We start from the raw sequence: 23,468 nt of genomic DNA on the forward strand, positions 1-23,468 counted from the left end.
ACTTGATGTTGAAAACGCTGTAATTTCAACGTTTTCGCTGCGATTAAGCTCTTGGAGAACTAAAAAGTAAGTGAAGTTGACAAAAAAGACGACGCTCGGTATCGTGAGGGGCATCACCACTGGTGGAAGTGGCGGTGCAACTTCAGGAAACCAAATGGGCGGGCGACCAATCGCCCGTCCGCCTGACCACGAAGGAGTGCAGGGATTATGAAGCGGAATCGGTTGTTGATGGTGGGAGGCGCGGCGATCGCCGCGCTATGCATGGCGCTCTCCGGCTGCGGCGGGGGAGCCTCGGCCGCAAAAAACGGGGCCACTGAACAGGCGGACCCGAACCAGAAAGTGACGATTACCTATCTTCACCGCCTGCCGAACAAGCCGGGCATGACCCCGGTCGATGAGATCGTCGCGCGCTGGAATAAGGACCACCCGAACATTCAGGTCAAGGCCACGCAGTTCAACGGAAACGCATCGGACATGATCACGAAGCTGGAGACCGACGTCAAGGCCGGCAATGCCCCGGACCTCGCCCAGATCGGCTACTCCGAGCTGCCGGAGGCCTACATGAAGGGCATCATGGAGGACGTCACGTCCGAGGCCGAGCAGTACAGCAAGGACTTCGCGCAGGGCCCGTTTGAGCAGATGCAGATCGGCGGCAAGACCTTCGGCCTGCCGCAAGACACCGGCCCGCTCGTCTACTACTACAACAAGGCTGCCTTCGATGAGCTTGGCATCTCGGTGCCGAAGACGCAGGACGAGCTCATTGCCGCAGCCAAGACGGCTGCGGCGAAGGGCAAGTACATCATGTCCTTCCAGGCCGATGAATCCGGCAACATGCTCACCGGCCTCGCCGGCGCATCGAGCCCGTGGTACGAGGTCGATGGCGACGCGTGGAAGGTGAATACGCAGACCGACGGCTCCAAGGCCGTCGCAAGCGTCTTCCAGCAGCTTATCGACGCGAAGGCGACTTCGACGAATCCTCGTTGGGATCCGTCCTTTGACGCCTCGCTGCAGAAGGGTGAGCTCATCGGCACGATCGGTGCCGCTTGGGAGGCTCCTCTGCTGATGGATTCGATGGCTGACAAAGGCAACGGTGATTGGCGCATCGCGCAGATCGGCGACTGGTTCGACAATGCCGGCAAGACCGGCCCTGATGGAGGCTCCGGCGTCGCGGTCATGAAGGGCTGCAAGTACAAGGCGCAGGCGATGGAGTTCCTCGACTGGTTCAACACGCAGATTGACGACCTTACCTCGCAAGGCCTGATCGTCGCCGCTTCCACCGGCACCGCGAAGACTCCAGCCGCATGGTCTGAATTCTACGGCGGTCAGGATGTGATGAAGGAGTTCGCCGACGCGAACGCGAACATGAGCAACTTCGCTTACATCCCGGGCTTCGCCTCGGTTGGAGCATCCATGCAGGAAGCGGCTTCGAAGGCCGCCAGCGGCACCGGCAAGGTTTCCGCCATCTTCGATGCGGCCCAGTCCGCATCCGTCTCGACACTGAAGGATTCCGGTCTCTCCGTGGCCGAATGATCGAGCGGATCTCGCCCTGTGACGACGGCTGACGCCCGGTGCGAGACCATATAAAAGCCTTGGGTGGGTGCCTATGGCATCCCATAGGCACCCACCCAAGGCTTTTCGCTTTCCTCGGATATCTAACTATGCAAAAGGAGCATTGAGATGACTACCGCAACAACGACACCGGCCGATGTCAGAACGCTGCATGACGCCAATGAGTTGGAGTCGCGCGGATTTGACTCGGGTGCGGTGTCCAAAGCCGGCAAACTCGGGCGCCGGCCCCGCAGGTCGCCTGCAGCGCGCAGGGAGGAACGCACGGGCTGGATGTTCATGCTGCCATTCGTGCTCCTGTTCCTGCTCGTATTCATCTTCCCGATCGTCTACGCGATCTACTCGAGTTTCTTCCAGCAGGTCGCCACCGGTGGCGCCTATGGAGGCGGCGAGGTCGTCAACAAATTCGTCGGTTTTGAGAATTTCAAATATGTGATTACCTCGGGCAAGTTCTGGGGTGGCATGGGACGTGTGCTGATCTATACGGTGATTCAGGTGCCGATCATGATCATCAGCGCGCTCGCGCTCGCGATGCTGATTGACTCGTTCATCATCAAGCACGTCGGTGGCTTCCGCCTCGGCTACTTCCTGCCGTATGCGATCCCGGGCGTCATCGCTTCGATCATCTGGGTCTACCTGTACAACGGCCAGATCTCGCCGATCGTCAAAGGTCTCGCCGCAATCGGCATCCATGTGGATTTCTTCGCAAGCAATGTCGTGCTCGCGTCGATGGTCAACATCACGACGTGGACCTTCACCGGTTACAACATGCTGATCTTCCTCTCGGCGCTTCAGGCGATCCCGCATGATCTGTACGAGGCAGCACGCATTGATGGCGCCAACGGCTGGCAGATCGCGATGAAGGTCAAGCTGCCGAACGTGCGCGGCGCCGCGCTGCTCGCGATGCTGCTGTCGATCGTCGGCACGATCCAGCTGTTCAACGAGCCGCAGGTCATGCACACCGCCGATCCGGGTATCAACAACTACTACACACCGATGATGATGGCGTTCAACAGTTCTCGTGGCTTCCTGACCCCGAAGGGCACCGGCCCGTCCAACGCGATCGCAATCGTCATGGCGATCATCGCGGGTCTGCTCGCGATGGCGTACGCATTCATCGAAAGGAAGGTCAACGAATCATGACCGATACCATGAAACCACGTTCGCGCAGCTCGATACGTGCGGCGCGCAAGGCGGACCGTATCCGCGAGAAGACCGCCAACGATCTTCCCCGTTCGATGCGCCCGAATTTCGCGGTGAAGACGCTGACCGCGGTCATCCTCGTCTTCGCGTTGCTGTACTTCCTGTTCCCGATCTACTGGGCCATCCTCGCGTCGACCAAGACGCCTTCGCAGATGACCAGCAGCAACGGCCTGTGGTTCGCGGTGCCACTCAACAAGCTGCCTGACGCGATTGCCGACAACTACGGCATCCTGCTCGGCTGGACCCGCGGCAACTTCTGGCGCTGGGTCGGCAACTCGCTGATTTATTCGTGCGTCTCCGGCGCCATCGGCACCGTCGTCGCGGTGATGGCCGGCTATGCAACCGCGAAGTTCCGCTTCCGCGGCAAGGGCACGACGATCGGCATCATCATGGCTGCGATGCTGATGCCGGCCGCTTTGCTGACGATCCCGCAGTATGCGATCTTCAACTCGCTGCATCTCGACAACACGATGCTTGCCGTGATCATCCCCGGATGCGTCTCGCCGTTCGGCTTCTTCCTCGGACGTGTCTACGCGCAGAGCTCGGTGCCCAACGAACTGCTTGAGGCAGCCCGCATCGATGGCGCAAGCGAGACACGCATCTTCTTCACGATCGTGCTGCGACTGCTCGCCCCGGCGATGGTGACGATCTTCCTGTTCATGTTCGTCGCCGCATGGAACAACTTCCTGCTGCCGTTGATGATGCTTTCCAGCGATAATCTCTATCCGGTCACGCTCGGCCTGTACGGCATGGTCTCGCTCGCCACCTTCAACGATCGTGGCGCGTTGATGATGGGATCGTTGCTCGGCGTACTTCCGGTGATCCTGCTGTTCCTGACACTGCAGCGCTTCTGGCGCGCGGGTCTCGCCGCCGGCTCCGTCAAGGGCTGACGGCCGTAACAGCCTATTGCACGTACGTGGCCGCGCATGGGAAACCATGCAATGGAAATCAAGCGGCCACGTATTTCCTCATTTTATTTTGTCTTTTATGATTCGATAGCTCAAGGAGATAGCATGAACACGACTGGTCGTTTCACGATACCGAGCGAGGAGAACTTCGCCGACGAGACGAAGCGTCTTGCGAAACTGTGGGGAGCCGACGCGATCCGCAATTCCGATGGCACGCAGCTTGACGCCGCCGTCCAGAAGCTCGGCAAGAAGATTTACAGCGCCTACTTCCCGACGCGCGCCCACAACGAGTGGATCAGCCTGCACATGGATGAGACGCCGCAGGTCTATCTGCTCACGCAGCGCGTCCTCGCCGAGGCGGACACGGTCACCGTCGACCTGATGGAGCGCTTCTACGCCGAGCAGCTGCAGCCGAACCGCGACGCCGACCCGCACCGCTACTGGGAGGTCATCGACCGTACGACCGGCGAGGTCGTCGATTCGGCACGCTGGGACTTCGACGGCGAGCATGATGTGGTGACGATCCGCGGCGCCGAGCCGATGCATGAGTATACGGTCTCGTTCCTCGCATACATCATCTGGGATCCGGTCGAGATGTACAACCATCTGACGAACGACTGGGGCGACAAGGAACATGAGATCCCCTTCGACATCTACCATCCGGCGACGCGCGACTTCGTGTTCCGTACGTTCGAGCAGTGGCTCAAGGACAACCCGCGTGCTGACGTCGTGCGGTTCACGACCTTCTTCTACCAGTTCACGCTGATCTTCGACCAGAGGCACCGTGAGAAGATCGTCGACTGGTTCGGCTGCGCCTGCACGGTCTCGCCGCGCGCGCTCGACGACTTCGAGGCGCTGCACGGCTACCGTCTGCGCCCCGAGGACTTCGTGGACGAAGGCTGCTACAACTCCACGTGGCGCATCCCGCGCAAGGCGCAACGCGACTGGATCGCGTTCCTGTCCACCTTCGTGCGCGCGAATGTCCGCAAGCTCGTCGACGAGACGCACGCCGCCGGCAAGGAGGCGATGATGTTCCTCGGCGACCAGTGGATCGGCACCGAACCGTACATGGAAGGCTTCGACGAGCTCGGCCTTGACGCGGTCGTCGGCTCGGTCGGCGACGGCACGACGCTGCGCATGATCGCCGACATCCCCGGCGTACGCTACACCGAAGGCCGCTTCCTGCCGTACTTCTTCCCCGACACCTTCCATGAGGGCAACGATCCGAGCATCGAAGGCCTCGACAACTGGCGCAAGGCGCGCCGCGCGATCCTGCGTTCGCCGATCTCGCGCATGGGCTACGGCGGCTACCTCTCGCTCGCTGCGAAGTTCCCGAAATTCGTCGACACGGTGACGGCGATCGCCGACGAATTCCGCGACATCCACGAGCGTACCGGCGGCAAGCCGGCCGAGGGCGAGCTCAACGTCGCGATCCTCAACTGCTGGGGCCGTATGCGCAGCTGGATGGCGTTCACCGTCGCGCACGCGCTGCCGAACCAGCAGACCTACTCGTATTACGGCATCCTCGAGGCGCTCTCCGGCATGCGCGTCAACGTGCGCTTCATCAGCTTCGACGACGTGCTCGAGGGGGGTGTCCCAGACGACGTCGACGTCATCATCAACGCCGGCCCCGAGCGCACCTCCTTCAGCGGCGGAGACGTGTGGCGCGACCCGCGTCTCGTCTCGACGATCCGGCGCTGGGTGCATGGCGGAGGCGCCTTCGTCGGCGTCGGACAGCCGACGTCGAGCGATTGGCAGGGGCGGTTCTTCCAGCTCGCCGACGTGCTCGGCGTCGACCAGGAACGCTTCCAGACGTTGTCGGTCGACAAGTACTGGCCCGAGGTCGCGGATGCCAATTTCATCACCGAGGAGGCGGCCGATGTCGACTTCGGCGAACCGATCCTCAACGTCTATCCGATCGATGAGGACGTGACGCTGCTCGACGTGAAGGACGGCCGCGTGCGGCTCGCCGCCAACGACTATGGCCGCGGCCGCGGCGTCTACATCTCCGGACTGCCGTATTCGGCGGCGAACGCCCGGCTGCTCGAACGCGCGTTGTTCTATGCGAGCCGCAACGAGGACCGCTACGCCGCATGGAGCTCGACGAACCCGGAATGCGAGGTCGCCCACTTCCCGGAAAGCCGCCTGTATTGCGTCGTCAACAACACCGATCAGATGCAGACGACGAGAGTGCAGCGCGCGGACGGCACAATCGACGACTTCACGCTCGCGCCGAGTGCAATTGCCTGGAAGGGCCTCGAGTAGTCGATACATCTCACGGACAAGGAGGCTGAAGATGGACAGGCGCATGGAGCCGGCGGCGCTGGCGCGCATCGCGGACAGGTTCGCCCTCGACGGGACGACCGCGTCAGTTACGCCGTACGGTGACGGACACATCAACATCACGTATCTCGTGGACACTGATCGTGCGCGGTACATTCTGCAGCGGATGAACACCGATGTGTTCCCGGACACGGCAGCGTTGATGCGCAACATCGAGCTCGTCACCGGATTCCTGCGTGCGCAAGGCCAGGAGACGCTTGAGATCGTCTCGACGAAAGACGGCCGCGGCTGGCTCGCGGCCGATGGCGGTGCATTCCGCGTCTACCGTTTCATCGAAGGCACGATGTCCTACAACCTCGTCGACGATCCGCGCATCTTTGAACGGGCGGGGGCGGCCTTTGGCGCGTTCCAGAGCCGCCTCGCAGGCTTTGACGCCGCGCAGCTCACCGAAACGATCGCGCACTTCCATGACACGCCGCACCGCTACGCCGACTTCCGGGCGGCCGTCGCGGCCGACCCCCTTGGCAGGGCGAAGGATGTGCGCGACGAGATCGGGTTCTTCGACGAGCGCGCGCCCGAATACGGACGGATCGTGGACGCGCTCGCCGACGGGTCGGTGCCGCTGCGCGTCACGCACAACGACACGAAGCTCAACAACATCCTGATGGACGCGGACAGCGGCGAGACGCGCGCGATCATCGACCTCGACACGGTGATGCCCGGTTCGATGCTCTTCGACTTCGGCGATTCGATCCGCTTCGGCGCTTCGACCGGTCTCGAAGACGAGCCGGACCTGAGCAAGGTGCATTTCAGCCTGCCGCTGTTCCGCGCCTACGCGCGCGGATTCCTCGGCGAGGTCGGCGCGACAGCCGCCCCTCGTGAGCTCGAGCTGCTGCCGCAGGCCGCGCGGCTTATGACGCTCGAATGCGGCATGCGCTTCCTCGGCGACCATCTGCTCGGCGACGTCTACTTCGCGACGAAATACCCCGGGCACAATCTCGTGCGCGCGCATACGCAGATGCAGCTCGCACGAGAAATGGAGGAGCGGATGCCGCAGATGCATGCCGTCATCGACGAGATCATGGGCGCCGCCGCCGAACATGACGCGAACGCTGAATCCGACGCGGACGCCGCAGAGGAGGAGCACGACGATGTGTGAGATGGCTTCCACGGTTGCCGAGGAGAAGGCGGTCCTCGACGTCATCGACGCGCTCGTCGACTATGCGCGCGCCCGGCTGCTGCTCGACCCGCGCGACGTGGACTGGATGCGCAACCGGCTGCTGGAGGTCCTCGGCGCCGACGAGGAGCGACGCGCGGAAGCGGCCGCGCTCGGCTTGACCGAATCGGATGACGCGACGGCATCGGGCGACGTGGTGAATCCGGACGACGTCGCAGCGACGGATGATATGTCGAGGGAGGCGGCCGCCGCCTTCCTCGACGACGACGTGATCATGGGCACGCTGTCCGCGGCGCCGTCGCGCATCCAGGACGCCTATGACGACGTGCGCGCCGACGCCGGCAACATGGCGGCGATGCGTTGGTTCTACGACTACGGCGTCGCGAACGGCTACATCAAGCTCGCGCAGCTGCGGCGCAACGTGCGTTTCGATGGCGCCGGCCTCGTCGTGACGATCAACACGGCGAAACCGGAGTTCAAGGACATGCGCAAGGCTGCGAGCGGCAACAACGTCGACGGCAGCTTCGCGCAGTGCACGATCTGCCATGCGAATGAAGGGCTCGCGGCGCGAGGCAAACGCACATTGCGTACCGTCGAGGTCGAACTCGACGGCCGTCCGTGGTTCTGGCAGTTCTCGCCCTACGGCTACTTCCGTCAGCACGGCATCTGCGTGAACCGCGAGCATACGCCGATGCGCGTCGACAGGTCAACCTTCGCCAACCTACTTGACTTCGTCAATCAGTTCCCCGACTACTTCCTCGGCTGCAACGCCGCGCTGCCGCGCATCGGTGGATCGGTGCTCGCGCACGACCACTATCAGGGCGGCGGCGAGACGCTGCCGATGCAGCGTGCGGCGACGTGGCGGCGGTACCGCTGCCCGGAGGCGGACGACGCTGTCCTCGAGATCATCGACTGGCCGGCGAGCGCGATGCGTGTGCGATCCCATGACCGTGCGAGCATCGCGCGGGTGTGCGAACGCATCCGCGCAGCGTGGGCCAACTACGACGACAGTGCTTTCGACATCGCGTCGCATGATGCGTCGGGCGCCGCGCAGTCGTCTCTGTCGCCGATTGCGCGTCTTGTCAGCGACGCGGGGAACAAGCCCGAATACGAGATGAGTCTGATCCTACGCAACAACGCGGTGAGCGAGCAGTATCCGCTTGGCGTCTTCCATGCGCATCCTGAATACTTCTTTGTCAAGCAGGAACCAATCGGCCTCATCGAGGCGATGGGTCTGTTCGTGCTGCCGGGACGCCTCATCGGGCAGCTCGGCGCACTCGAGGACGCATTGGTCGCCGGCGATGCGCTGCCCGATGACCTCGCTGAATTCCGTTTGCTGTGGGATGAGGCCCGCTCGGCGCTCGGAAGCGCTGATTCGTCTGTCGGTGGTCGCGCACCGGTGCGCGTAGCCGTGCATGACGCGCTCGCTTCGATATGCCGAAACATTCTGGGCGACATCGCCGTGTTCCCCGACCATGAGGCGCTTGGGCGTTTTGTGGAAACCCTCGGGTTCGAGGCGAGATAAGGCGGCCGGCCTCATCGTCAACCGTGAAGCCAAGCCATACCGCGGTATGGCGATTCAACACAATGTACGGAAAGCTTGCACAATGCGTATTCCAAGATCTGTAGGTATCTCCCGCGGTCGATCACGATTTGGGTTGTGGCTGCTCATGCTGCTATGCATGATGGGACTGGGAAGCGGCACGCTTGTCGCCGCGACAGCGTCCACTGCATACGGTGAGACCGCCGCCCCGACGATGACCGGCGGCGTGGGCATGGAGGACGGCCTGTCGTACGGGACCGATGACGCACACGCGGCAAGCTTCGCCGGTACCGCATTCATGGTGCCCGCGGATCAGATGGGGAACTTCCGAGGACTCATACAGTCCTCGGAAGGCATCCAGATCTCGATGCGCTTCAAGGCGGATGCCATGACCACCAACTACGTCAGCCTGCTCGAGATCGCCGACAGTGCCGACGTCGCCGCCGGCACGGGCAAGCTGACGCCGCCGCGTAGTGCTCTAGGACTTGTTCTCCAGCGCAACGGCACCGTGTGGCTGCAGACCGGCAGCTACGCCGGTGGTACGGACTGGTACAAGGAAATCCCCGGCGTCACAATCATGGACGGACGATTCCATGATCTCGTCGTGCAGCTTTCGGGCCAGGGCATGACGGTCTCCGTGGACAATGGCAAGCCGATCGCCTATGCACCGTCCGGAACGCGCGGAACGACCCAGTTCATGCAGGCACTCTTCGGTCGCGCCGTGGACGGCTACAAGGATTGGCGTGGGAACATCGATTCCATCGCAATCGGAGGCATGTCGGATGGCAGCGTGCTGGCGAATGCAGCATGGCCCGGCCTGCACGGTTCCATCGCTTCGGTCAGGATTCAGCGCCTCGATTCGGCTGGGCCCATACGCGGCGGCGTGTTCCAGCAGGAGATGTTCGACAATTCGGTTGGCGACGCCACCTGGCTGTTCGGCGGCGGCCGTGAGACCGAGGGGCGGTTCACGGACATTGGCACCGCACAGAACTACATCGGACGTTTCGAGGAGTATGAACGTTGGACGAAGGCGGCGAACAGCTTCGGTATGCAGCGCTTCGTCGTCAATGCGGGCCGTTCGGGACGGGACGCTGCAGGCTTCGCCGCCGTGTTGCCTTCGCTGATCGACAAGGTGCATCCGAAGGCCGTCGTCTATGCGGTGGGTGCCGAGGACTACGGCAAGGGTCATGAAGGACTCGACGCATACAGCCGTTCGCTCGTGACGATGGCGCATGCCGCGCTCGCGATGCGCGACGGACACGGCTGCTTCGCTCTGCAGCTGCCGCATATGCTCGGCGCCGATCAGGACAAGGATGTCAAGGAGTACGCGCAGGCGGCGCGTGACGCCATGAAGCAGCTCGACTCGCAGTCGTTGCAGCGCATCGTCATCGTCGATCACACGACGCTCACCCAGAACGACGCCGACTTCCTTGAGCATGGCATGTCCAACGGCGTGCTCAACGCCGAAGGCCATGAGATGATCGCGAAGCAGTTCACGAATGCCGTCATGGGTACGATCGATGGATACGCGCCCCGCGAAGGCGAGTGGACGATCGGCGCGCGCGCCAATACTTACCATGTGCAGGACGCGTATGCCGCGCAGGCGCAGCTGATCCGAGACAAGGTCGCTGATACCGACAGACCGCTTGTCTGGCTGTTCATGGGCGATTCAATCACGCATGGCGCCATGCATCTGCACGGCTACGAATCCATCGCGCAGTTGTTCGAACAGTACATCAAGGAGGATCTGGGACGTCAGGACGACCTCGTCGTCAACACCGGTGTGTCCGGTGCGGTGGCGGACTCCGGCGCCGAGGCATGGCGTTCCACGGTGAGGAACATCCACGAGCGCATGGAGGTGTACCATCCGGACATCGTCTCGATCCAGCTCGGCACGAACGACACCGATGCGACCCAGGATTCCTATGAGCGGCATCTCGAACAGATCGTGAACGCCATACGCGCCACGAATCCCGATGCCGTCATCGTGATGCGCAGCCCCACGCCGGCCAAGAACGACCCGTACCGCTCGCGTCTGCGCACCGACTCTGGTTCGGTGGCCCGCATGAAACGCGTCGCTGACCGCATGGGCTGCATGTTCATCGATCAGTACACACAGTGGAATGAGGAACTCGAAACTGATCCGACCGGTTGGCGTGCCGACCGCGACTTCGGTGACGGGCAGCTGCATCCGAGCGCGCAGGGACATCTGCGCATGTTCCGCCAATTCGTCGGCGAGACGGGCCTCGACACCACGACGCCGATGGCCACGCTCGCGTACAACGTGCCGGTCGCCGAGATGACGACCCCCGCATATGCCGTGACGGATGCGGTATCCGGCACTGAGGCGTCATCCAAGTCGCCGGTCTTCATCGACGACGTCACGGGCAAACTCGCAGTCGTGGACCAAATGCGTTATGCGCTTGGCGCCGATGCGCCGGCAAGTGCGGCAGTGGACGCGTCGAGCGGCGTCGTCTCCTATACACCGACCGCCGTTGACGCGGGCATGACGATCACCGTCCCGGTGACAGTGACCTATGTGGATGGTTCAACCGACGATACGACTGCGACCTTTGCGGTCCGCACGCCAAAGGACCCCGATCCGGGCGACGGCGAACATGGTGGCACCGAGCATCAGGGCAGTTCTGACGGCAAACAGACCACCGGTGCCGACGCCGGCCTAGCCAAGCGTGGCGCAGACGTCGCCTCTGTCACTGATCACGGCAAGCTGGCCGCCAAGGATGTCGCACGCCGTACGATCGAGTCCCCGCTGGGTGCCACTGGCTCCAGCGTTGCCTTCGTGATGGTCTGCGCCATGCTGCTCGCCGGTGCAGCGGCATGGCTGATGACCGCTCGCCACAGGGTCTGAGCCAAAGAAACGCATAGGGCGATGATGCGCATGGGACTCCATGCGCATCATCGCCCTATATCTGTTCGTGCGGTTCGTCACAAGCCCTTAGGACTGCTGCTTGACCCATGCCTTGACATCTGCGGCGTCTGCCGAGGGGCCGAAGCGCTGCCCGTCCTTCCAGTCGCCGCCGTTGGCGAGCTTCGCCAGTTCGCTCGCGCTCGAGCCGAGCGGCGAACTCGCGGAGGTGCAGAACGGGATGACCGTCTTGCCGGAGAAATCGTTGGCGCGCACGAAGGTGTCCACTGGCCATGCCGCGACGCCCCACCAGATCGGATAGCCGATGTAGACGGTCGTGTAGCGGTCCCAGTCGGGCACCTCGGTTGTCTTGAGCTTGACATCGCGCAGGCTTTCGTCGTCGTGCTCCTTGCTGACGCGGCTGTCGGCGTCGTTGTAGTTGAGGTCGTCGCTCGTGTACGCTTCGGCGGGTTCGATCGCGAACAACGTGCCGCCGGTGGCCGTCGCGATGTCCTCGGCGACACGCTTCGTGCTGCCGGTCGCCGAGAAATACGCGACGAGCGTCGTCGAGGTGTCGCCCGTCATCGGTGCGACGGTCTGCGTGGACGACGGCGCGGGCGTCGCCGAGGTGTCGCCGGATCCGCCTCCGCAGGCCGTCAACGTGACAACGGCCGCCCCGACGATGCATGCAGCAAGACGCTTGTGCCAGTTCATCATGTCCTCCTTGTACGTCGCGTGCCCCGTCAGGCCACGTTGCCGCTTGGATACGGCCAGTATCGCATGCCTGCGCCGCCCAAGCACATGTCTGCGGAATGACGAAATGCATGCGCAATCGTAATGCCGCTGCTGATGGCATGTCCGATTGCGCCTGACGGCTTGTCGGAATCGGATTGCCTATTGTGGTCATATCCGAGAATGCAATCAGTGAACGTATTGCAGATATGCATGTAGAATCGTCGTTTCGCTGTATTGGTTTTCCGTGCGATCCGGTGCCATACTGTGCTGCGAACGCACAAGCTGAACGGTTTGGCAAAGGAGGTGCCATGAATCTGGCAAAACGCATCATGACAGGCATCGTCGGGCTTGCGGCGGTGGTGACGTTGGCGGCGTGCGGCTCGACCGGCTCGACGTCGAACAGCCCTGCCGCGGACGCATCGGACGGTACCGGCAGCAGTGCATCGGCCGGGACTGCGACGGGCGGCGACGGCAAGACGATCGTCGTCTATTGGTCGGGCACAGGCAACACGAAGAAGGTCGCCGAGGACATCGCCAAGGACACGAACGCGACGCTCTACGAGCTGGAGCCTGATCCGGCGTACACGCAGGAGGATCTCAACTTCAACGACGCCGACAGCCGCGTGGTCAAGGAATACAAGGACAAAAGCCTCGAGGACATCAAACTCAAGAACGCGCAGGTGCCGGATTGGAACAGCTACACGACCGTGTATTTCGGCTATCCGATCTGGTGGCAGGAAGCGGCATGGCCGGTGCGCAACTTCATTCGGGACAACGACTTCTCCGGCAAGACGGTCATCCCGTTCTGCACGTCGATGAGCTCGCCGGTCGGCGACAGTGCGACGAACCTGAGGAAGCTCGCGAAGAACCCGGGCACCTGGAAGGACGGACGGCGCTTCTCCGAGAACGCCGACCCAAACGACGTCGCCGACTGGGTCAAGAGCCAGCGGTAGTCGTTCGCTCTGCCCACGCGTACGCAACGAACGCGCATGCGACAGGGCGCACCACATTGATATGCGGTGCGCCCTGTCGCATGCGCGGATTCCGGTACCACGCCCGATGTCCCCGTTGGTGTACCTGACTGTATACCTAAAACGTGGATCTCCGGCTACTTTTCCGTACTTCCACGCACTCGACCCGCACTATCGGGAGAAGTCTGAAACCCTTGGAATTTCAAAGAAAAGAGCCGCTGCGGTGGAATGAATGCAGCGGCTCTAGTGGAGCTGATGGTAATCGAAACCACGACCTCTTCGATGCGAACGAAGCGCTCTACCAACTGAGCTACAGCCCCGTGGATGTTGTCGTGCTCCGCATGACAACTCGCCTAACGATACCCGCGGTCGTGAACAAATGCAAATCGCGTGTGTCGCGGCGGCGCGTCGGCCATGTTTCGACGATTTTCGACAATCGGCCCGTAGTGATGGAGCATCGCGTCGAAACACGTTAGGATGGCCCACGGATGCAACGAACACGAGCAGTCCGACGCGGCCGGCGCGATGCGGCGCCGCCATGCGATCCATCATCGAGCGAGGTGCAGATGGCCGGTATCAAGGATGTGGCGGCGAAGGCCGGGGTGTCGATCAGCACGGTCTCCTACGTCGTCAGCGGCAAACGCAAGATCGGCGACGAGACGCGCGAGCGCGTGCGCGCGGCCGCGCTCGAGCTCGGCTACCGGCCGGTCATCGACGCGACGGCGCCGACCAAGGCCACGCATGTGCTCGCCGTGAGCTCGCCGCTGCGCCCGTACACCGACGTGGCGAACTACGCGGCCTTCTTCTTCGCGCTCGCGACCGCGTCGAAACGCCACGGCTACGACATCCTGCTGTTGATGCACGAGGCCGGCGACCAGGAGCTGCGGCGCGTCGCCGACCGGCATATGGCGGACGGCGTCTTCCTGCTCGACGTCCTGCTCAGCGATTCGCGCGCGGACATGGCCGGCGCGATTGACATTCCGGTGGTCAGCATCGGCTATACGAACGACACGGCGAACGTGTACACGGTGGACATGGACTTCGCGCGCATGGGGCGCGAGGCGATGGAGAAGGCGCATGTGCTCGGGCACCGCCATGTGATGCTGTACTGCCCCGACCGCCGCGCGTTCCTCGACGGGTCGAACTTCCTCGTCCGCTTCCTCGACGCGGCGATGCAGCGCGGCGAGGAGCTCGGCATGGCCGTCACCCGCAAGTTCGCGTCCGGCCGGTCCGCCGACGACGTCAACCTCGCCGTCGACGAGGCCTTCTCCGCCGATCCGCGGATCACGGCGGTCATCTGCGAGGAGAACGCCGCGCAGATAGGGCTGCTGATCGGCGCGCTGAACCGCAAGGGGCTGCGTGTGCCGCAGGACGTCTCCGTCATGGCGGCATGCACGAACGGTCCGTCGGCGCGGCTCGCCGATGAGATGCCGATGAACCCGAACGCCGTGTGCGAACGCGCCGTCGATGTGATGGTCGAAGTGCTGCGCGGCGAGCGGCGCGACGTCGGTTACGTCGAACTGCTGCCGGGGGAGTACTGCGCGCGCGGCACGATGCGAGCGCGTCGATGACGCCGCCGTCATCGACGCTTTTCGAAGCGGTTTCGACGCTCGTCGAAATCAGTTGGACGATATTTCCTTCGATGATTTAATTTAATCATGAGATTCAAGGCTGAATCCCTGCAATATCCGAAAGTCAGTAATGGCGCTGAAGTGTAAGGAAGTACTATGAACGTTCGTAAGGCAATCGCGGCGGGTCTGGCCGCCGTGACGGCGGTCGGCATGTGCGGTCTTGCGGGATGCGGCGGCAGCGGCACCGCACAGGAGGAGAACCCGACGTCGATCAAGATCTGGCATTACGAGGAGGACAACGGCGCGATGGGCGTCGCCTGGAAGAAGGCGATGGAGATCTTCGAGAAGGAGACCGGCGTCAAGGTCGAATTCGAGAAGAAGTCCTTCGAGCAGATCCGTCAGAACGCATCGCAGATCCTCAACTCGGACGAGGCGCCGGACGTCATGGAATACAACAAGGGCAACGCGACGGCCGGTCTGCTCGCCAGCCAGGGGCTGCTGACGAACCTCGACGACTACGTCAAGCAGTACAAATGGGACGAGAAGGTCACCGGATCGCTCGCCGACACCGGCAAATACAACGACAAGGGCGTCATGGGCTCCGGCAACTGGTACGGCATCACGAACTACGGCGAGGACGTGATCATGTACTACAACAAGGACATGTTCGACAAGAACGGCATCAAGATCCCGACGACGTTGGACGAGCTGACCGACGCGATGCAGCAGTTCGTCGACAAGGGCATCACGCCGCTCGCCGAGGGCGCCGCCGAATACCCGGTGCAGCATCTGTGGTGGCAGCTCGTGCTGAGCAAGGCCGACGACCAGTTCGTCAAGGCCTATGAGATGTACGACGGCGACGTCGACTGGGATTCGGAACCAATCACCTACGCGACGCAGACGATCAAGGACTGGACCGACAAGGGCTACATCTCCAAGGACTGCACCGGCCTCAAGGCCGAGGACGTCGGCCAGGGCTTCATCAACGGCACCTATCCGATGTTCTTCTCCGGCACCTGGTGGTACGGCCGCTTCCAGAACGACATGAAGGGCACGAACATCACGTTCTCGACCTTCCCGCAGTCCAAGAAGGTCGTCGGCTCCTCCGGCAACCTGTGGGTCATCCCGGAGAACTCGAAGCGCAAGGATCTGGCGGCCAAGTTCATCAACATCACGCTGAGCCCCGAAGTGCAGGACCTGATGGGCAACTCCGGCGGCCTGCCGATCGCCGCCGACCCGGACAAGATCACCGACAAGGCGACGAAGGAGCTCATCGAATCCTTCAACACGGTGCTCAAGGACAACGCGCTCGGCTTCTACCCCGACTGGCCGACCGCCACCTTCTATGACGAGCTCAATGCCTCGTTGCAGGAGCTCATCAACGGCTCGACCGACGTCAAGGGCGCGATCGCCCAGATGAAGTCCGACTACGACAAGGGCGTCCAGGACGCCGGCGTCAAGGACTGACCGGCCCCGTTCCCATCCACGTCTCATTCCATCCGCGGCGGCCGGGCGGCCAGCCCACCGCACGGCCGTCCGGCCGCCGCATGCCTGCAGGGCAACACCGCTGAGGGAAGTGCATCATGTCTTCAACAACCAACCGTACCAAGCGCGAGCGCGACGCGGCCACACGCGAGCGCGGGATGTCGCGCATCCCCGGAAGCCCGTCGCGGCGATTCTGGGTCTATCTGATCCCGGGGCTGCTGATGCTGCTGTGGATCATCGTGATCCCGGCCGTGTGGAACATCTATCTGAGCTTCACCAACTACCGCGGCATCAAGCCGCCGGTCTGGGCGGGCCTGACCAACTGGTCGCGCCTCATCAAGGACCACACGTTCTGGGTCTCGTTCATGAACTCGATCTGGATGATCCTGGCGATGGTCATCATCCCGATCCTCGTCGGCCTCGTGCTGTCGTCGCTGCTGTTCGACGTCGTCCAGAAGAAGTTCGGTCCGCGCACCGCCTCGACGATGCGCGCGCTGTACTACTTCCCGCAGCTGCTGCCGATCGCCGTCGCCTCGCTCGTCATGGGCTGGATCCTGCGCCCGGAGAACGGCGCGCTCAACGCGCTGCTCAAGGCGGTCGGCCTGGGCGGCCTGCAGCATGACTGGCTCGGCAAGCCGGACACGGCGCTGATCTTCCTGATGCTCATCATGATCTGGATCCAGATCGGCTATCCGCTCGTCATCTTCATGTCCGGCCTGCAGCGCGTCGATCCGGAGCTCTACGAGGCCGCGAGTCTCGACGGCGCCAATTGGTGGCAGCGGTTCCGCGCGATCACGTTGCCGTCGATCAAGCCGGAGATCTTCGTCGTCGCGCTCACCTGCACGATCGCCGCGCTCAAGGTGTTCGGCCCGGTGCAGATGCTCACGCGCGGCGGTCCGGGCACGAGCACGACGGTGCCGTCGTACTACTCGTACAAGCAGTTCTTCCAGTCGCAGCAGGTGGGATACGGTGCGGCGATCGCCACGGCGCTCACCATCGTCATCATCATCGTTTCGATTGCGTTCACGAACCTTCAGGAGAAGGTCGCCAAAGAGGATGAGGAGTAGGCCATGACTTCCACGCTCGTATCCGCCGAACAGGACTTTGAATACAACTCGCCTGATCAGCACAAGCTCACGCCGAAGGAACTCAAGGAGATCGCGCACGTCAGGAAGAACCGCACGGCGGGCGACTGGGTGGCGCTCGCGCTGCTCATCGTCGGCGCGCTCATCATGATGTTCCCGTTCATCGTGCTGCTGCTCAACGCGTTCAAGACCTCCGCCGACTACAACGCCTCCGGACCGCTCGCCTGGCCGAAGGGGCTGAGCTTCACCGGGCTGGCCACGTTCTGGCAGCGCGTCAACTTCCCCGAGAAGGTGTGGAACAGCATCTGGACCTCCGGTCTGGTGGCCGTGCTCGCCGTCGTGCTGTCGATGTTCAACGCGTTCGCGCTCGGCATCGGACGCGTCAAGGGGCGTAAATGGATCACGCTGCTCATCATGCTCGCGAACATGCTGCCGCAGGAGGCGATGCTCTACCCGCTGTACACGATGTTCAAGGGGATGGGCCTGTACAACAACCCGTGGGCGATCGTCATCATCTTCACCGTCATCCAGAGCGCCTTCGGCACCTATCTGCTCTCGTCGGTCTTCGGCACCTTCCCGAAGTCGATCCTCGAGGCCGCCACGATCGACGGCGCGAGCCGCTGGCGCATCTTCAAGGATGTCGTCTTCCCGATCTCGAAGCCGACGCTGAGCGTGCTGCTCGTGTTCTTCTTCATCTGGACATGGAACGAGTACATGATCCCGCTCGCGTTCCTCGTCGACAACTCGTCGCAGACCGTGCCGATCGCGATCAGCTCGCTGACCGGCGACCGCCTGATGGACGTCACGACGACGGCCTCGGCGTCGCTCATCAGCATCGTGCCGACGCTCATCTTCTTCCTGATCTTCCAGCGTACGCTCTCGCGCGGCATCACCGCCGGCGCCGTCAAGTGACGCGTCCGCATCCGACCCACACCATCCACAAGGAGACCTGATGAAATTCACCAACGGCTACTGGCTGATGCGCGACGGCGTCGACGCGCTGTTCGCGCGCGACGCCTACGAACTGCACGCCGACCCCGCCCGTGAGACGATCGATGTGCTCGCGCCGACGCGCGTCATCGGCGAACGCGCGAACACGCTCAACCAGCCGGCGTTTCACGTGGAACTCAGCACGCCGATCGAGGGCGTCATCCGCGTGCGCGCCACCCATTGGCGCGGCGGCCCGCAGGGCATCGGATTCCCGATCACGCAGGACGAGGCCGGCGATCGCGACTACGTGAGCGTCGTCGCATGCGGCGACGGCGACGGCGAGACCGGCGAGCGCGGCGCGACGGCCGCGCTGCGCTCCGGCGGCCTGACGGCGACCGTCGTCAAGGGGCCCGAATGGAACCTCACGTTCACCGACGGATCCGGCCGCATGCTCACGCAGTCGCGCGGCAAGTCGCTCGCGCGCTTCGCGCTCGACGAGCTCGCCAACGTGAGCGCGGAGCCGGTCGGCGAGTTCGGCGTGACGCCGACGGGGCTCGCGAAGGATGAATCGCGCACGTTCACGTCGATCCAGCTGTCGCTCGGCGTCGGCGAGACCGTCTACGGTCTGGGCGAACGCTTCGCCGCGTTCGTGAAGAACGGCCAGAGCGTCGACATCTGGAACGAGGACGGCGGCACCGCGTCGGAACAGGGGTACAAGGACATCCCGTTCTACATGACGAGCAACGGGTACGGCGTCTTCGTCAACGACCGCGGCCACGTCTCCTTCGAGGTGGGCACCGTAAACACCGAGGCCGTGCAGTGCTCGGTACCGGGCGAGACGATCGACTTGTGCGTGATCTACGGGCCGACGCCGAAGCAGATCCTCGACCGCTACACGCGGTTGACCGGACGCCCCGCGCAAGTGCCGGCGTGGAGCTACGGACTGTGGCTGACGACGTCGTTCACGACGAAGTACGACGAGGCGACGATCACGTCCTTCGTCGACGGCATGGCCGAACGCGGCATCCCGCTGAGCGCGTTCCACTACGACTGCTATTGGATGCGCGAGTTCCACTGGACCGATTTCGAATGGGACGCGCGCTTCTTTCCTGACATCGAGGCGACGCTCAGGCGGCTGCACGAGGACAAGGGGCTGCATCTGTGCGCGTGGATCAACCCGTACATCGGCCAGAGCGGCGCGATGTTCGACGAGGGCATGCGCGAAGGCTATCTGGTGCGCAACCCGGACGGCACGGTCTGGCAGACCGACAACTGGCAGGCCGGCATGGGCCTCGTCGACTTCACGAACCCTGACGCGCGCGCATGGTTCAAGGGCAAGGTCGTCGCACTGCTCAGGCAGGGCATCGACGCGATCAAGACCGACTTCGGCGAGCGCATCCCCCGCGACGTCGTCTGGCATGACGGCGCCCCGAAGCTGTCGATGCACAACTGGTACACCGAGCTGTACAACCAGACGGTGTTCGAGGCGATCGAGGAGGTGTACGGCGCCGGCAAGGCGTGCCTGTTCGCACGTTCGGCGACGGCCGGCGGCCAGAGGTTCCCGGTGCATTGGGGCGGCGACTGCGAATCGACGTTCAACGGCATGGCGCAGACGCTGCGCGGCGGCCTGTCGCTCACATCCTCCGGATTCGGCTTCTGGAGCCATGACATCGGCGGATTCGAGGGCGCGTTCCCCGATCCGGCCGTCTACAAGCGTTGGCTGGCCTTCGGGCTGCTCAGCTCGCACTCGCGGCTGCACGGCTCGACCGTCTACCGCGTGCCGTGGCTGTTCGACGAGGAGGATGCGCGCCAGGGACGCAGCGTCGAACCCGGTCAGAGCGCCGTCGACGTCTGCCGTGAGTTCACGCTGCTCAAGCTCAGCCTGATGCCGTATCTGTATCAGCTGGGCGTCGACGCGCACGAGCACGGCACGCCGGTCATGCGGTCGATGTTCGTCGAGTTCCCCGACGACCCGGCATGCCGCACGCTCGACCGGCAGTACATGCTCGGCCCGTCGCTGCTCGTCGCGCCGGTGTTCAGCTACTCCGGCGACGTGAGCTACTATCTGCCGGCCGGCGGGTGGACGAACTGGTTCACCGGCGAGCATGTGCGCAGCGAGCATGGCATGTGGCGCACTGAGCATCACGATTTCGACTCGGTGCCGCTGTGGGTGCGCGACGGCTCGGTCGTCGTCACGCACCCGGGCGCGACGACGCCGGACTACGACTACGCGGACGATCCGGATGTGCGCGTCTTCCTCGGCGACGAGACCGAGGCGCGCGCGACGGTCACCTGCACCGACGGGCGCCGCGTCGTCTTCACGGCGAGGCGTGACGGCGACGGGGTCATAGTCAACCGGGTCGATGGCTGATCCGGTCGCCCATGCCGTGCAGGACGGCGGGAACATGGACGCGCCGGCGGTGGGGAAGATGCGGCTCGTGTGCGATCAGGCGTTGCGGGCGTCGTCGTCGAGGGGCTCGACAAGCGGCGTCGTCTCGTCCTCGGCGAGTTCGGTCGCCGACGCGACATTCTTCCTGCCGAACTTCGCCTTGAACAGGCCGACGAAGGTCGGGATCAGCGAGATGATGAGGATCGCGACGATGACGAACTCGAAGTTCTCCTGGACGACCGGTATGCCGCCGAAGAAGTAGCCGAGCAATGTGAACAGCGACGACCAGACGAGGCCGCCGAGAATCGAGAACGGCGTGAAACGGCGCCATTGCATGCCGGTGATGCCGGAGATGAACGGCATGAACGTGCGGATGAACGGGAAGAAGCGTCCGAGGAAGACGGCGAGCGGGCCCCAACGGTCGATCATCGTCTCCGTCTTCGCGAGACGCTCCGGCGTCATCGCCTTGACCTTGCCGGATTCGATGATGCGGCGGCCGAAGAAATGGCCGATGAAGTAGTTGCACTGGTCGCCGAGGATCGGCGCGATCCAGACGACCGGCAGCAGCGCGGCGATCGGCAGCGCGGATTCGCCGGTCGCCGCGTCCGGCGCGGCGAAGAAACCGGCGGCGAACAGCAGCGAGTCGCCGGGTAGGAACGGGAAGAAGACGACGCCGGTCTCGATGAAGACGATCAGGAAGATGAAGCCGAGCGTGGGGGCGACGCCCATCGCGATCCAGCCGGCGATCGCGCCGCGCGGATCCTTGAGCAGGTTGGCGATGAAATGAATGAATCCCATGGAAATCCTTGACGAGTGAGGACGCGGATGCGCCGTGACCATTCGTTACCTATTACCGGTATCTCTATATAGCATGGCAGCCATACGGGCGGCTGTGCGGATGGAGTGCGGGCGGTGGGGGATCCGGAAGCGGATGCGGAGGTGGCTGGCGAACAGAGTTGGGAGGGTGCGCGGCGGTTGTGATCGCGGAGGTGGGGCTTAGCGAACGGAGTTGGGTGGAGATGCGGCGGTTGTGATTGCGGGGGTCTGACGGGGCGCGGTTGTGTTGTGGCATGCAAGACGCGGCATTGCACGTGGCCTATCTTGGTGCAATGCCGCGGAATCGGATCATGTCAGTCCTCGCCGTCGGGGTGCAGGGTCGACATCCACCAGGCTGTGATGAGGAAGAAGAATGCCGATAGGACCGCTACTCCAAGCAAGCCGCGCCAACTCAGCAACGTTGACGTGCCAGAGGTGAACAGCATCGATAGTGCGTTGAGGGCCGCGAAAAGCAGCGTGCCTGCGACAAGACGAATCCATTGACGACGAGACAACTTCATGATGGCCTGCTTTCTTCCGCTACTTGAGCCGGCAGCCGATCGGACCCCTGACCGGCGTCTTCGACCAATCCTCCGGATGGGCCAGCTTTGGCAGTTTCATATAAAGCATATCAGGCGGTAGGGCGACTAAACATTTGTGCCAATAGTGGATAATATTACAATCTGCTGCATAATATCGAGATTCAATAATCGACGTACCGTGATGGGGCGCAGCCCTGGCCGTTGTGGTGGCTGAAGCCGGTGGGCGCGTGCGAACGGTGCGCGGGGAAGAAAGCGGCCGCAGCGGAGGAAGCGCTACGGCCGGTTGTTGAGGAAAGGGGAAGGGTAAGTCTTGGGAGGATTGTCCACCGGGTGTCCGTCTCGGCATATGGTGCGGGGCGTGGCGGGGTCACAGCCCGGAGTTGGCGTTCACGAAGGTGGGGCGCTCGACCTCGCCGTAGCCGCCGTATTTGCGGAAGCCCCACAGCAGGATGAGCGACTTCGCGTAGGCGACCCAGCTCATGCCGAAGATGAGCATGAGCACGCGGATGAACGGGACGAAATAGGCCAGCCCGAGCGCGACGACGTCGATGCCGACGAGCGCGAACGAGCAGGCGAAGGCGCGCCATGGGAACATCGCGGCGAGCTTCCAGGTGCGGCCGATCGGGTTGTCGAAACGCGCCTGCAACGGGAAGAGGTATTCGGCGAGGAACAGCACCGCGACCGTGGCGGCGATGAGGACGATCAGCGGGGCATAGGCGACGTCGGTGTCCCAGGCCACCCAGAACGCGAGGCCGAAGATGAGCGCGGCGACGAGCGCAAGGAGCAGCAGTCCGGAGATGAGCCCCTGTTTGAATTCACGCTTGAAGCGCTTGAGGTATTCGTGCACGAGCCTGATGTCGTCATGCTCGTCGTACTGGAACAGCGTGCTGTAGAGCGCCGCCTGCGCCGGGCCGATCGTGACGATCGGCAGCAGCGTGACGAGGAAGACGAGATTGAGCGCGGTGAATCGCGCGAGCGTTCCCATGAACTGCCAGAACGGCGCTTCCGTGTTGAACCTCATGGCTGCTTCCTTTTCCTTCCTGTGCCGGGTCGCCCGGGCGCGTCGGCGCGGCCCGTGCGGCGTGGCCGTCCATCCGCAAGATCCGCCTTGCATACGATCGACCGATATGTCATATGGTCGCTGCCTGCGTGGGGTGACCATTGGATATGTGTCCACATCGACTATTGTTGATAAGTATATAAATAAGAAACAGAGTTGTCTACTGCGGACGATGTCTGCGTGTCGCGGAAACGCTGTCGTTCCGGCGAAAATGATTTCAGCTCACAGAGAAGCACATGTGCCCTCCGCTGTGTCCAGAAGCGGAAAACCGCCGCAACGCGGAACTTCGTTATCTGATTTGACAAATGAATCCGTTGTTTATAATCTATTCAACAAGA

Annotated in this window: 17 protein-coding genes and 1 tRNA gene; 13 read left to right on the forward strand and 5 right to left on the reverse strand. The window is 63.1% G+C overall.

Features of this window, described 5'->3' with window-relative positions; translation table 11 throughout:
* The first annotated feature begins 204 nt into the window (after positions 1-204).
* The 7 genes from D2E22_RS07515 (at position 205) to D2E22_RS07545 (ending at position 11,549) form a co-directional block, all read left to right on the forward strand.
* The gene (locus D2E22_RS07515; protein WP_206431404.1) at positions 205-1,530 is read left to right on the forward strand and encodes an ABC transporter substrate-binding protein; all 1,326 of its coding nucleotides are present in this window, start codon (positions 205-207) and stop codon (positions 1,528-1,530) included.
* A gap of 309 nt (positions 1,531-1,839) precedes the next feature.
* Positions 1,840-2,709 (forward strand): carbohydrate ABC transporter permease, encoded by an 870-nt coding sequence (locus tag D2E22_RS07520; RefSeq protein WP_241218323.1) that lies wholly within the window; start codon positions 1,840-1,842, stop codon positions 2,707-2,709.
* Complete coding sequence (locus D2E22_RS07525) at positions 2,706-3,659, forward strand: carbohydrate ABC transporter permease (RefSeq protein WP_126032487.1); 954 nt, start codon at positions 2,706-2,708, stop codon at positions 3,657-3,659. Before D2E22_RS07520 ends, D2E22_RS07525 begins: the two co-directional genes overlap by 4 nt.
* A gap of 123 nt (positions 3,660-3,782) precedes the next feature.
* The gene (gene gnpA, locus D2E22_RS07530; protein WP_126032488.1) at positions 3,783-5,942 is read left to right on the forward strand and encodes a 1,3-beta-galactosyl-N-acetylhexosamine phosphorylase; all 2,160 of its coding nucleotides are present in this window, start codon (positions 3,783-3,785) and stop codon (positions 5,940-5,942) included.
* 31 nt (positions 5,943-5,973) lie between these two features.
* Positions 5,974-7,119, forward strand: coding sequence for a phosphotransferase enzyme family protein (locus D2E22_RS07535; RefSeq protein ID WP_126032489.1), 1,146 nt, complete (start codon positions 5,974-5,976; stop codon positions 7,117-7,119).
* A gap of 1 nt (position 7,120) precedes the next feature.
* Entirely contained in the window at positions 7,121-8,662 is a 1,542-nt protein-coding gene (locus D2E22_RS07540) for a galactose-1-phosphate uridylyltransferase (protein ID WP_126032490.1), read from the forward strand.
* A gap of 157 nt (positions 8,663-8,819) precedes the next feature.
* Positions 8,820-11,549, forward strand: a complete 2,730-nt coding sequence (locus tag D2E22_RS07545) for a GDSL-type esterase/lipase family protein (protein WP_164518462.1) — start codon at positions 8,820-8,822, stop codon at positions 11,547-11,549.
* An 87-nt stretch (positions 11,550-11,636) separates the two neighbouring features.
* Here D2E22_RS07545 and D2E22_RS07550 read toward each other — a convergent pair whose 3' ends face one another.
* The gene (locus tag D2E22_RS07550) at positions 11,637-12,263 is read right to left on the reverse strand and encodes a flavodoxin (protein ID WP_126032492.1); all 627 of its coding nucleotides are present in this window, start codon (positions 12,261-12,263) and stop codon (positions 11,637-11,639) included.
* Positions 12,264-12,589: 326 nt separating this feature from the next.
* Here D2E22_RS07550 and D2E22_RS07555 point away from each other — a divergent pair, with 326 nt between their 5' ends.
* Positions 12,590-13,234: a flavodoxin gene (locus D2E22_RS07555; protein ID WP_206431399.1), complete on the forward strand. Its 645-nt coding sequence runs from the start codon at positions 12,590-12,592 to the stop codon at positions 13,232-13,234.
* A 265-nt stretch (positions 13,235-13,499) separates the two neighbouring features.
* Here D2E22_RS07555 and D2E22_RS07560 read toward each other — a convergent pair.
* Positions 13,500-13,572 (reverse strand) — tRNA-Ala (locus tag D2E22_RS07560).
* Between the two features lie 246 nt (positions 13,573-13,818).
* Between D2E22_RS07560 and D2E22_RS07565 the strand changes: the two genes are divergently transcribed.
* The 5 genes from D2E22_RS07565 (at position 13,819) to yicI (ending at position 20,694) form a co-directional block, all read left to right on the forward strand.
* Positions 13,819-14,823, forward strand: coding sequence for a LacI family DNA-binding transcriptional regulator (locus D2E22_RS07565; protein WP_126032493.1), 1,005 nt, complete (start codon positions 13,819-13,821; stop codon positions 14,821-14,823).
* Between the two features lie 156 nt (positions 14,824-14,979).
* Positions 14,980-16,290 (forward strand): ABC transporter substrate-binding protein, encoded by a 1,311-nt coding sequence (locus D2E22_RS07570; protein ID WP_126032494.1) that lies wholly within the window; start codon positions 14,980-14,982, stop codon positions 16,288-16,290.
* A 116-nt stretch (positions 16,291-16,406) separates the two neighbouring features.
* Positions 16,407-17,375 carry a carbohydrate ABC transporter permease gene (locus tag D2E22_RS07575; RefSeq protein WP_126032495.1) on the forward strand — a complete coding sequence of 323 codons (969 nt, stop codon included), beginning with the start codon at positions 16,407-16,409 and terminating at the stop codon, positions 17,373-17,375.
* 3 nt (positions 17,376-17,378) lie between these two features.
* The gene (locus D2E22_RS07580; protein WP_126032496.1) at positions 17,379-18,305 is read left to right on the forward strand and encodes a carbohydrate ABC transporter permease; all 927 of its coding nucleotides are present in this window, start codon (positions 17,379-17,381) and stop codon (positions 18,303-18,305) included.
* Between the two features lie 40 nt (positions 18,306-18,345).
* Positions 18,346-20,694 carry an alpha-xylosidase gene (gene yicI / locus D2E22_RS07585; protein WP_126032497.1) on the forward strand — a complete coding sequence of 783 codons (2,349 nt, stop codon included), beginning with the start codon at positions 18,346-18,348 and terminating at the stop codon, positions 20,692-20,694.
* A gap of 75 nt (positions 20,695-20,769) precedes the next feature.
* On the opposite strand, the gene D2E22_RS07590 is transcribed toward yicI, so the two are convergent.
* The 3 genes from D2E22_RS07590 to D2E22_RS07600 all read right to left on the reverse strand — a co-directional run bounded on the left by D2E22_RS07590 (position 20,770) and on the right by D2E22_RS07600 (position 23,091).
* Entirely contained in the window at positions 20,770-21,510 is a 741-nt protein-coding gene (locus D2E22_RS07590; RefSeq protein WP_126032498.1) for a DedA family protein, read from the reverse strand.
* A 332-nt stretch (positions 21,511-21,842) separates the two neighbouring features.
* Positions 21,843-22,049, reverse strand: a complete 207-nt coding sequence (locus D2E22_RS07595) for a hypothetical protein (RefSeq protein ID WP_126032499.1) — start codon at positions 22,047-22,049, stop codon at positions 21,843-21,845.
* Between the two features lie 388 nt (positions 22,050-22,437).
* Positions 22,438-23,091 (reverse strand): YesL family protein, encoded by a 654-nt coding sequence (locus D2E22_RS07600; RefSeq protein ID WP_164518463.1) that lies wholly within the window; start codon positions 23,089-23,091, stop codon positions 22,438-22,440.
* Positions 23,092-23,468 lie beyond the last annotated feature (377 nt).

The organism is Bifidobacterium castoris (genome assembly GCF_003952025.1).
GTDB classification, from domain to species: domain Bacteria; phylum Actinomycetota; class Actinomycetes; order Actinomycetales; family Bifidobacteriaceae; genus Bifidobacterium; species Bifidobacterium castoris.

What these genes read in the sequence shown, in the direction of transcription:
- D2E22_RS07520 (WP_241218323.1), top strand. Translation starts at nt 1,840, where the DNA reads ATGTTCATGCTGCCATTCGTGCTCCTGTTCCTGCTCGTATTCATCTTC.
- D2E22_RS07525 (WP_126032487.1), top strand. Translation starts at nt 2,706, where the DNA reads ATGACCGATACCATGAAACCACGTTCGCGCAGCTCGATACGTGCGGCG.
- gnpA (WP_126032488.1), top strand. Translation starts at nt 3,783, where the DNA reads ATGAACACGACTGGTCGTTTCACGATACCGAGCGAGGAGAACTTCGCC.
- D2E22_RS07535 (WP_126032489.1), top strand. Translation starts at nt 5,974, where the DNA reads ATGGACAGGCGCATGGAGCCGGCGGCGCTGGCGCGCATCGCGGACAGG.
- D2E22_RS07540 (WP_126032490.1), top strand. Translation starts at nt 7,121, where the DNA reads ATGGCTTCCACGGTTGCCGAGGAGAAGGCGGTCCTCGACGTCATCGAC.
- D2E22_RS07545 (WP_164518462.1), top strand. Translation starts at nt 8,820, where the DNA reads ATGATGGGACTGGGAAGCGGCACGCTTGTCGCCGCGACAGCGTCCACT.
- D2E22_RS07550 (WP_126032492.1), bottom strand. Translation starts at nt 12,263, where the DNA reads ATGATGAACTGGCACAAGCGTCTTGCTGCATGCATCGTCGGGGCGGCC.
- D2E22_RS07555 (WP_206431399.1), top strand. Translation starts at nt 12,590, where the DNA reads ATGAATCTGGCAAAACGCATCATGACAGGCATCGTCGGGCTTGCGGCG.
- D2E22_RS07565 (WP_126032493.1), top strand. Translation starts at nt 13,819, where the DNA reads ATGGCCGGTATCAAGGATGTGGCGGCGAAGGCCGGGGTGTCGATCAGC.
- D2E22_RS07570 (WP_126032494.1), top strand. Translation starts at nt 14,980, where the DNA reads ATGAACGTTCGTAAGGCAATCGCGGCGGGTCTGGCCGCCGTGACGGCG.
- D2E22_RS07575 (WP_126032495.1), top strand. Translation starts at nt 16,407, where the DNA reads ATGTCTTCAACAACCAACCGTACCAAGCGCGAGCGCGACGCGGCCACA.
- D2E22_RS07580 (WP_126032496.1), top strand. Translation starts at nt 17,379, where the DNA reads ATGACTTCCACGCTCGTATCCGCCGAACAGGACTTTGAATACAACTCG.
- yicI (WP_126032497.1), top strand. Translation starts at nt 18,346, where the DNA reads ATGAAATTCACCAACGGCTACTGGCTGATGCGCGACGGCGTCGACGCG.
- D2E22_RS07590 (WP_126032498.1), bottom strand. Translation starts at nt 21,510, where the DNA reads ATGGGATTCATTCATTTCATCGCCAACCTGCTCAAGGATCCGCGCGGC.
- D2E22_RS07595 (WP_126032499.1), bottom strand. Translation starts at nt 22,049, where the DNA reads ATGAAGTTGTCTCGTCGTCAATGGATTCGTCTTGTCGCAGGCACGCTG.
- D2E22_RS07600 (WP_164518463.1), bottom strand. Translation starts at nt 23,091, where the DNA reads ATGAGGTTCAACACGGAAGCGCCGTTCTGGCAGTTCATGGGAACGCTC.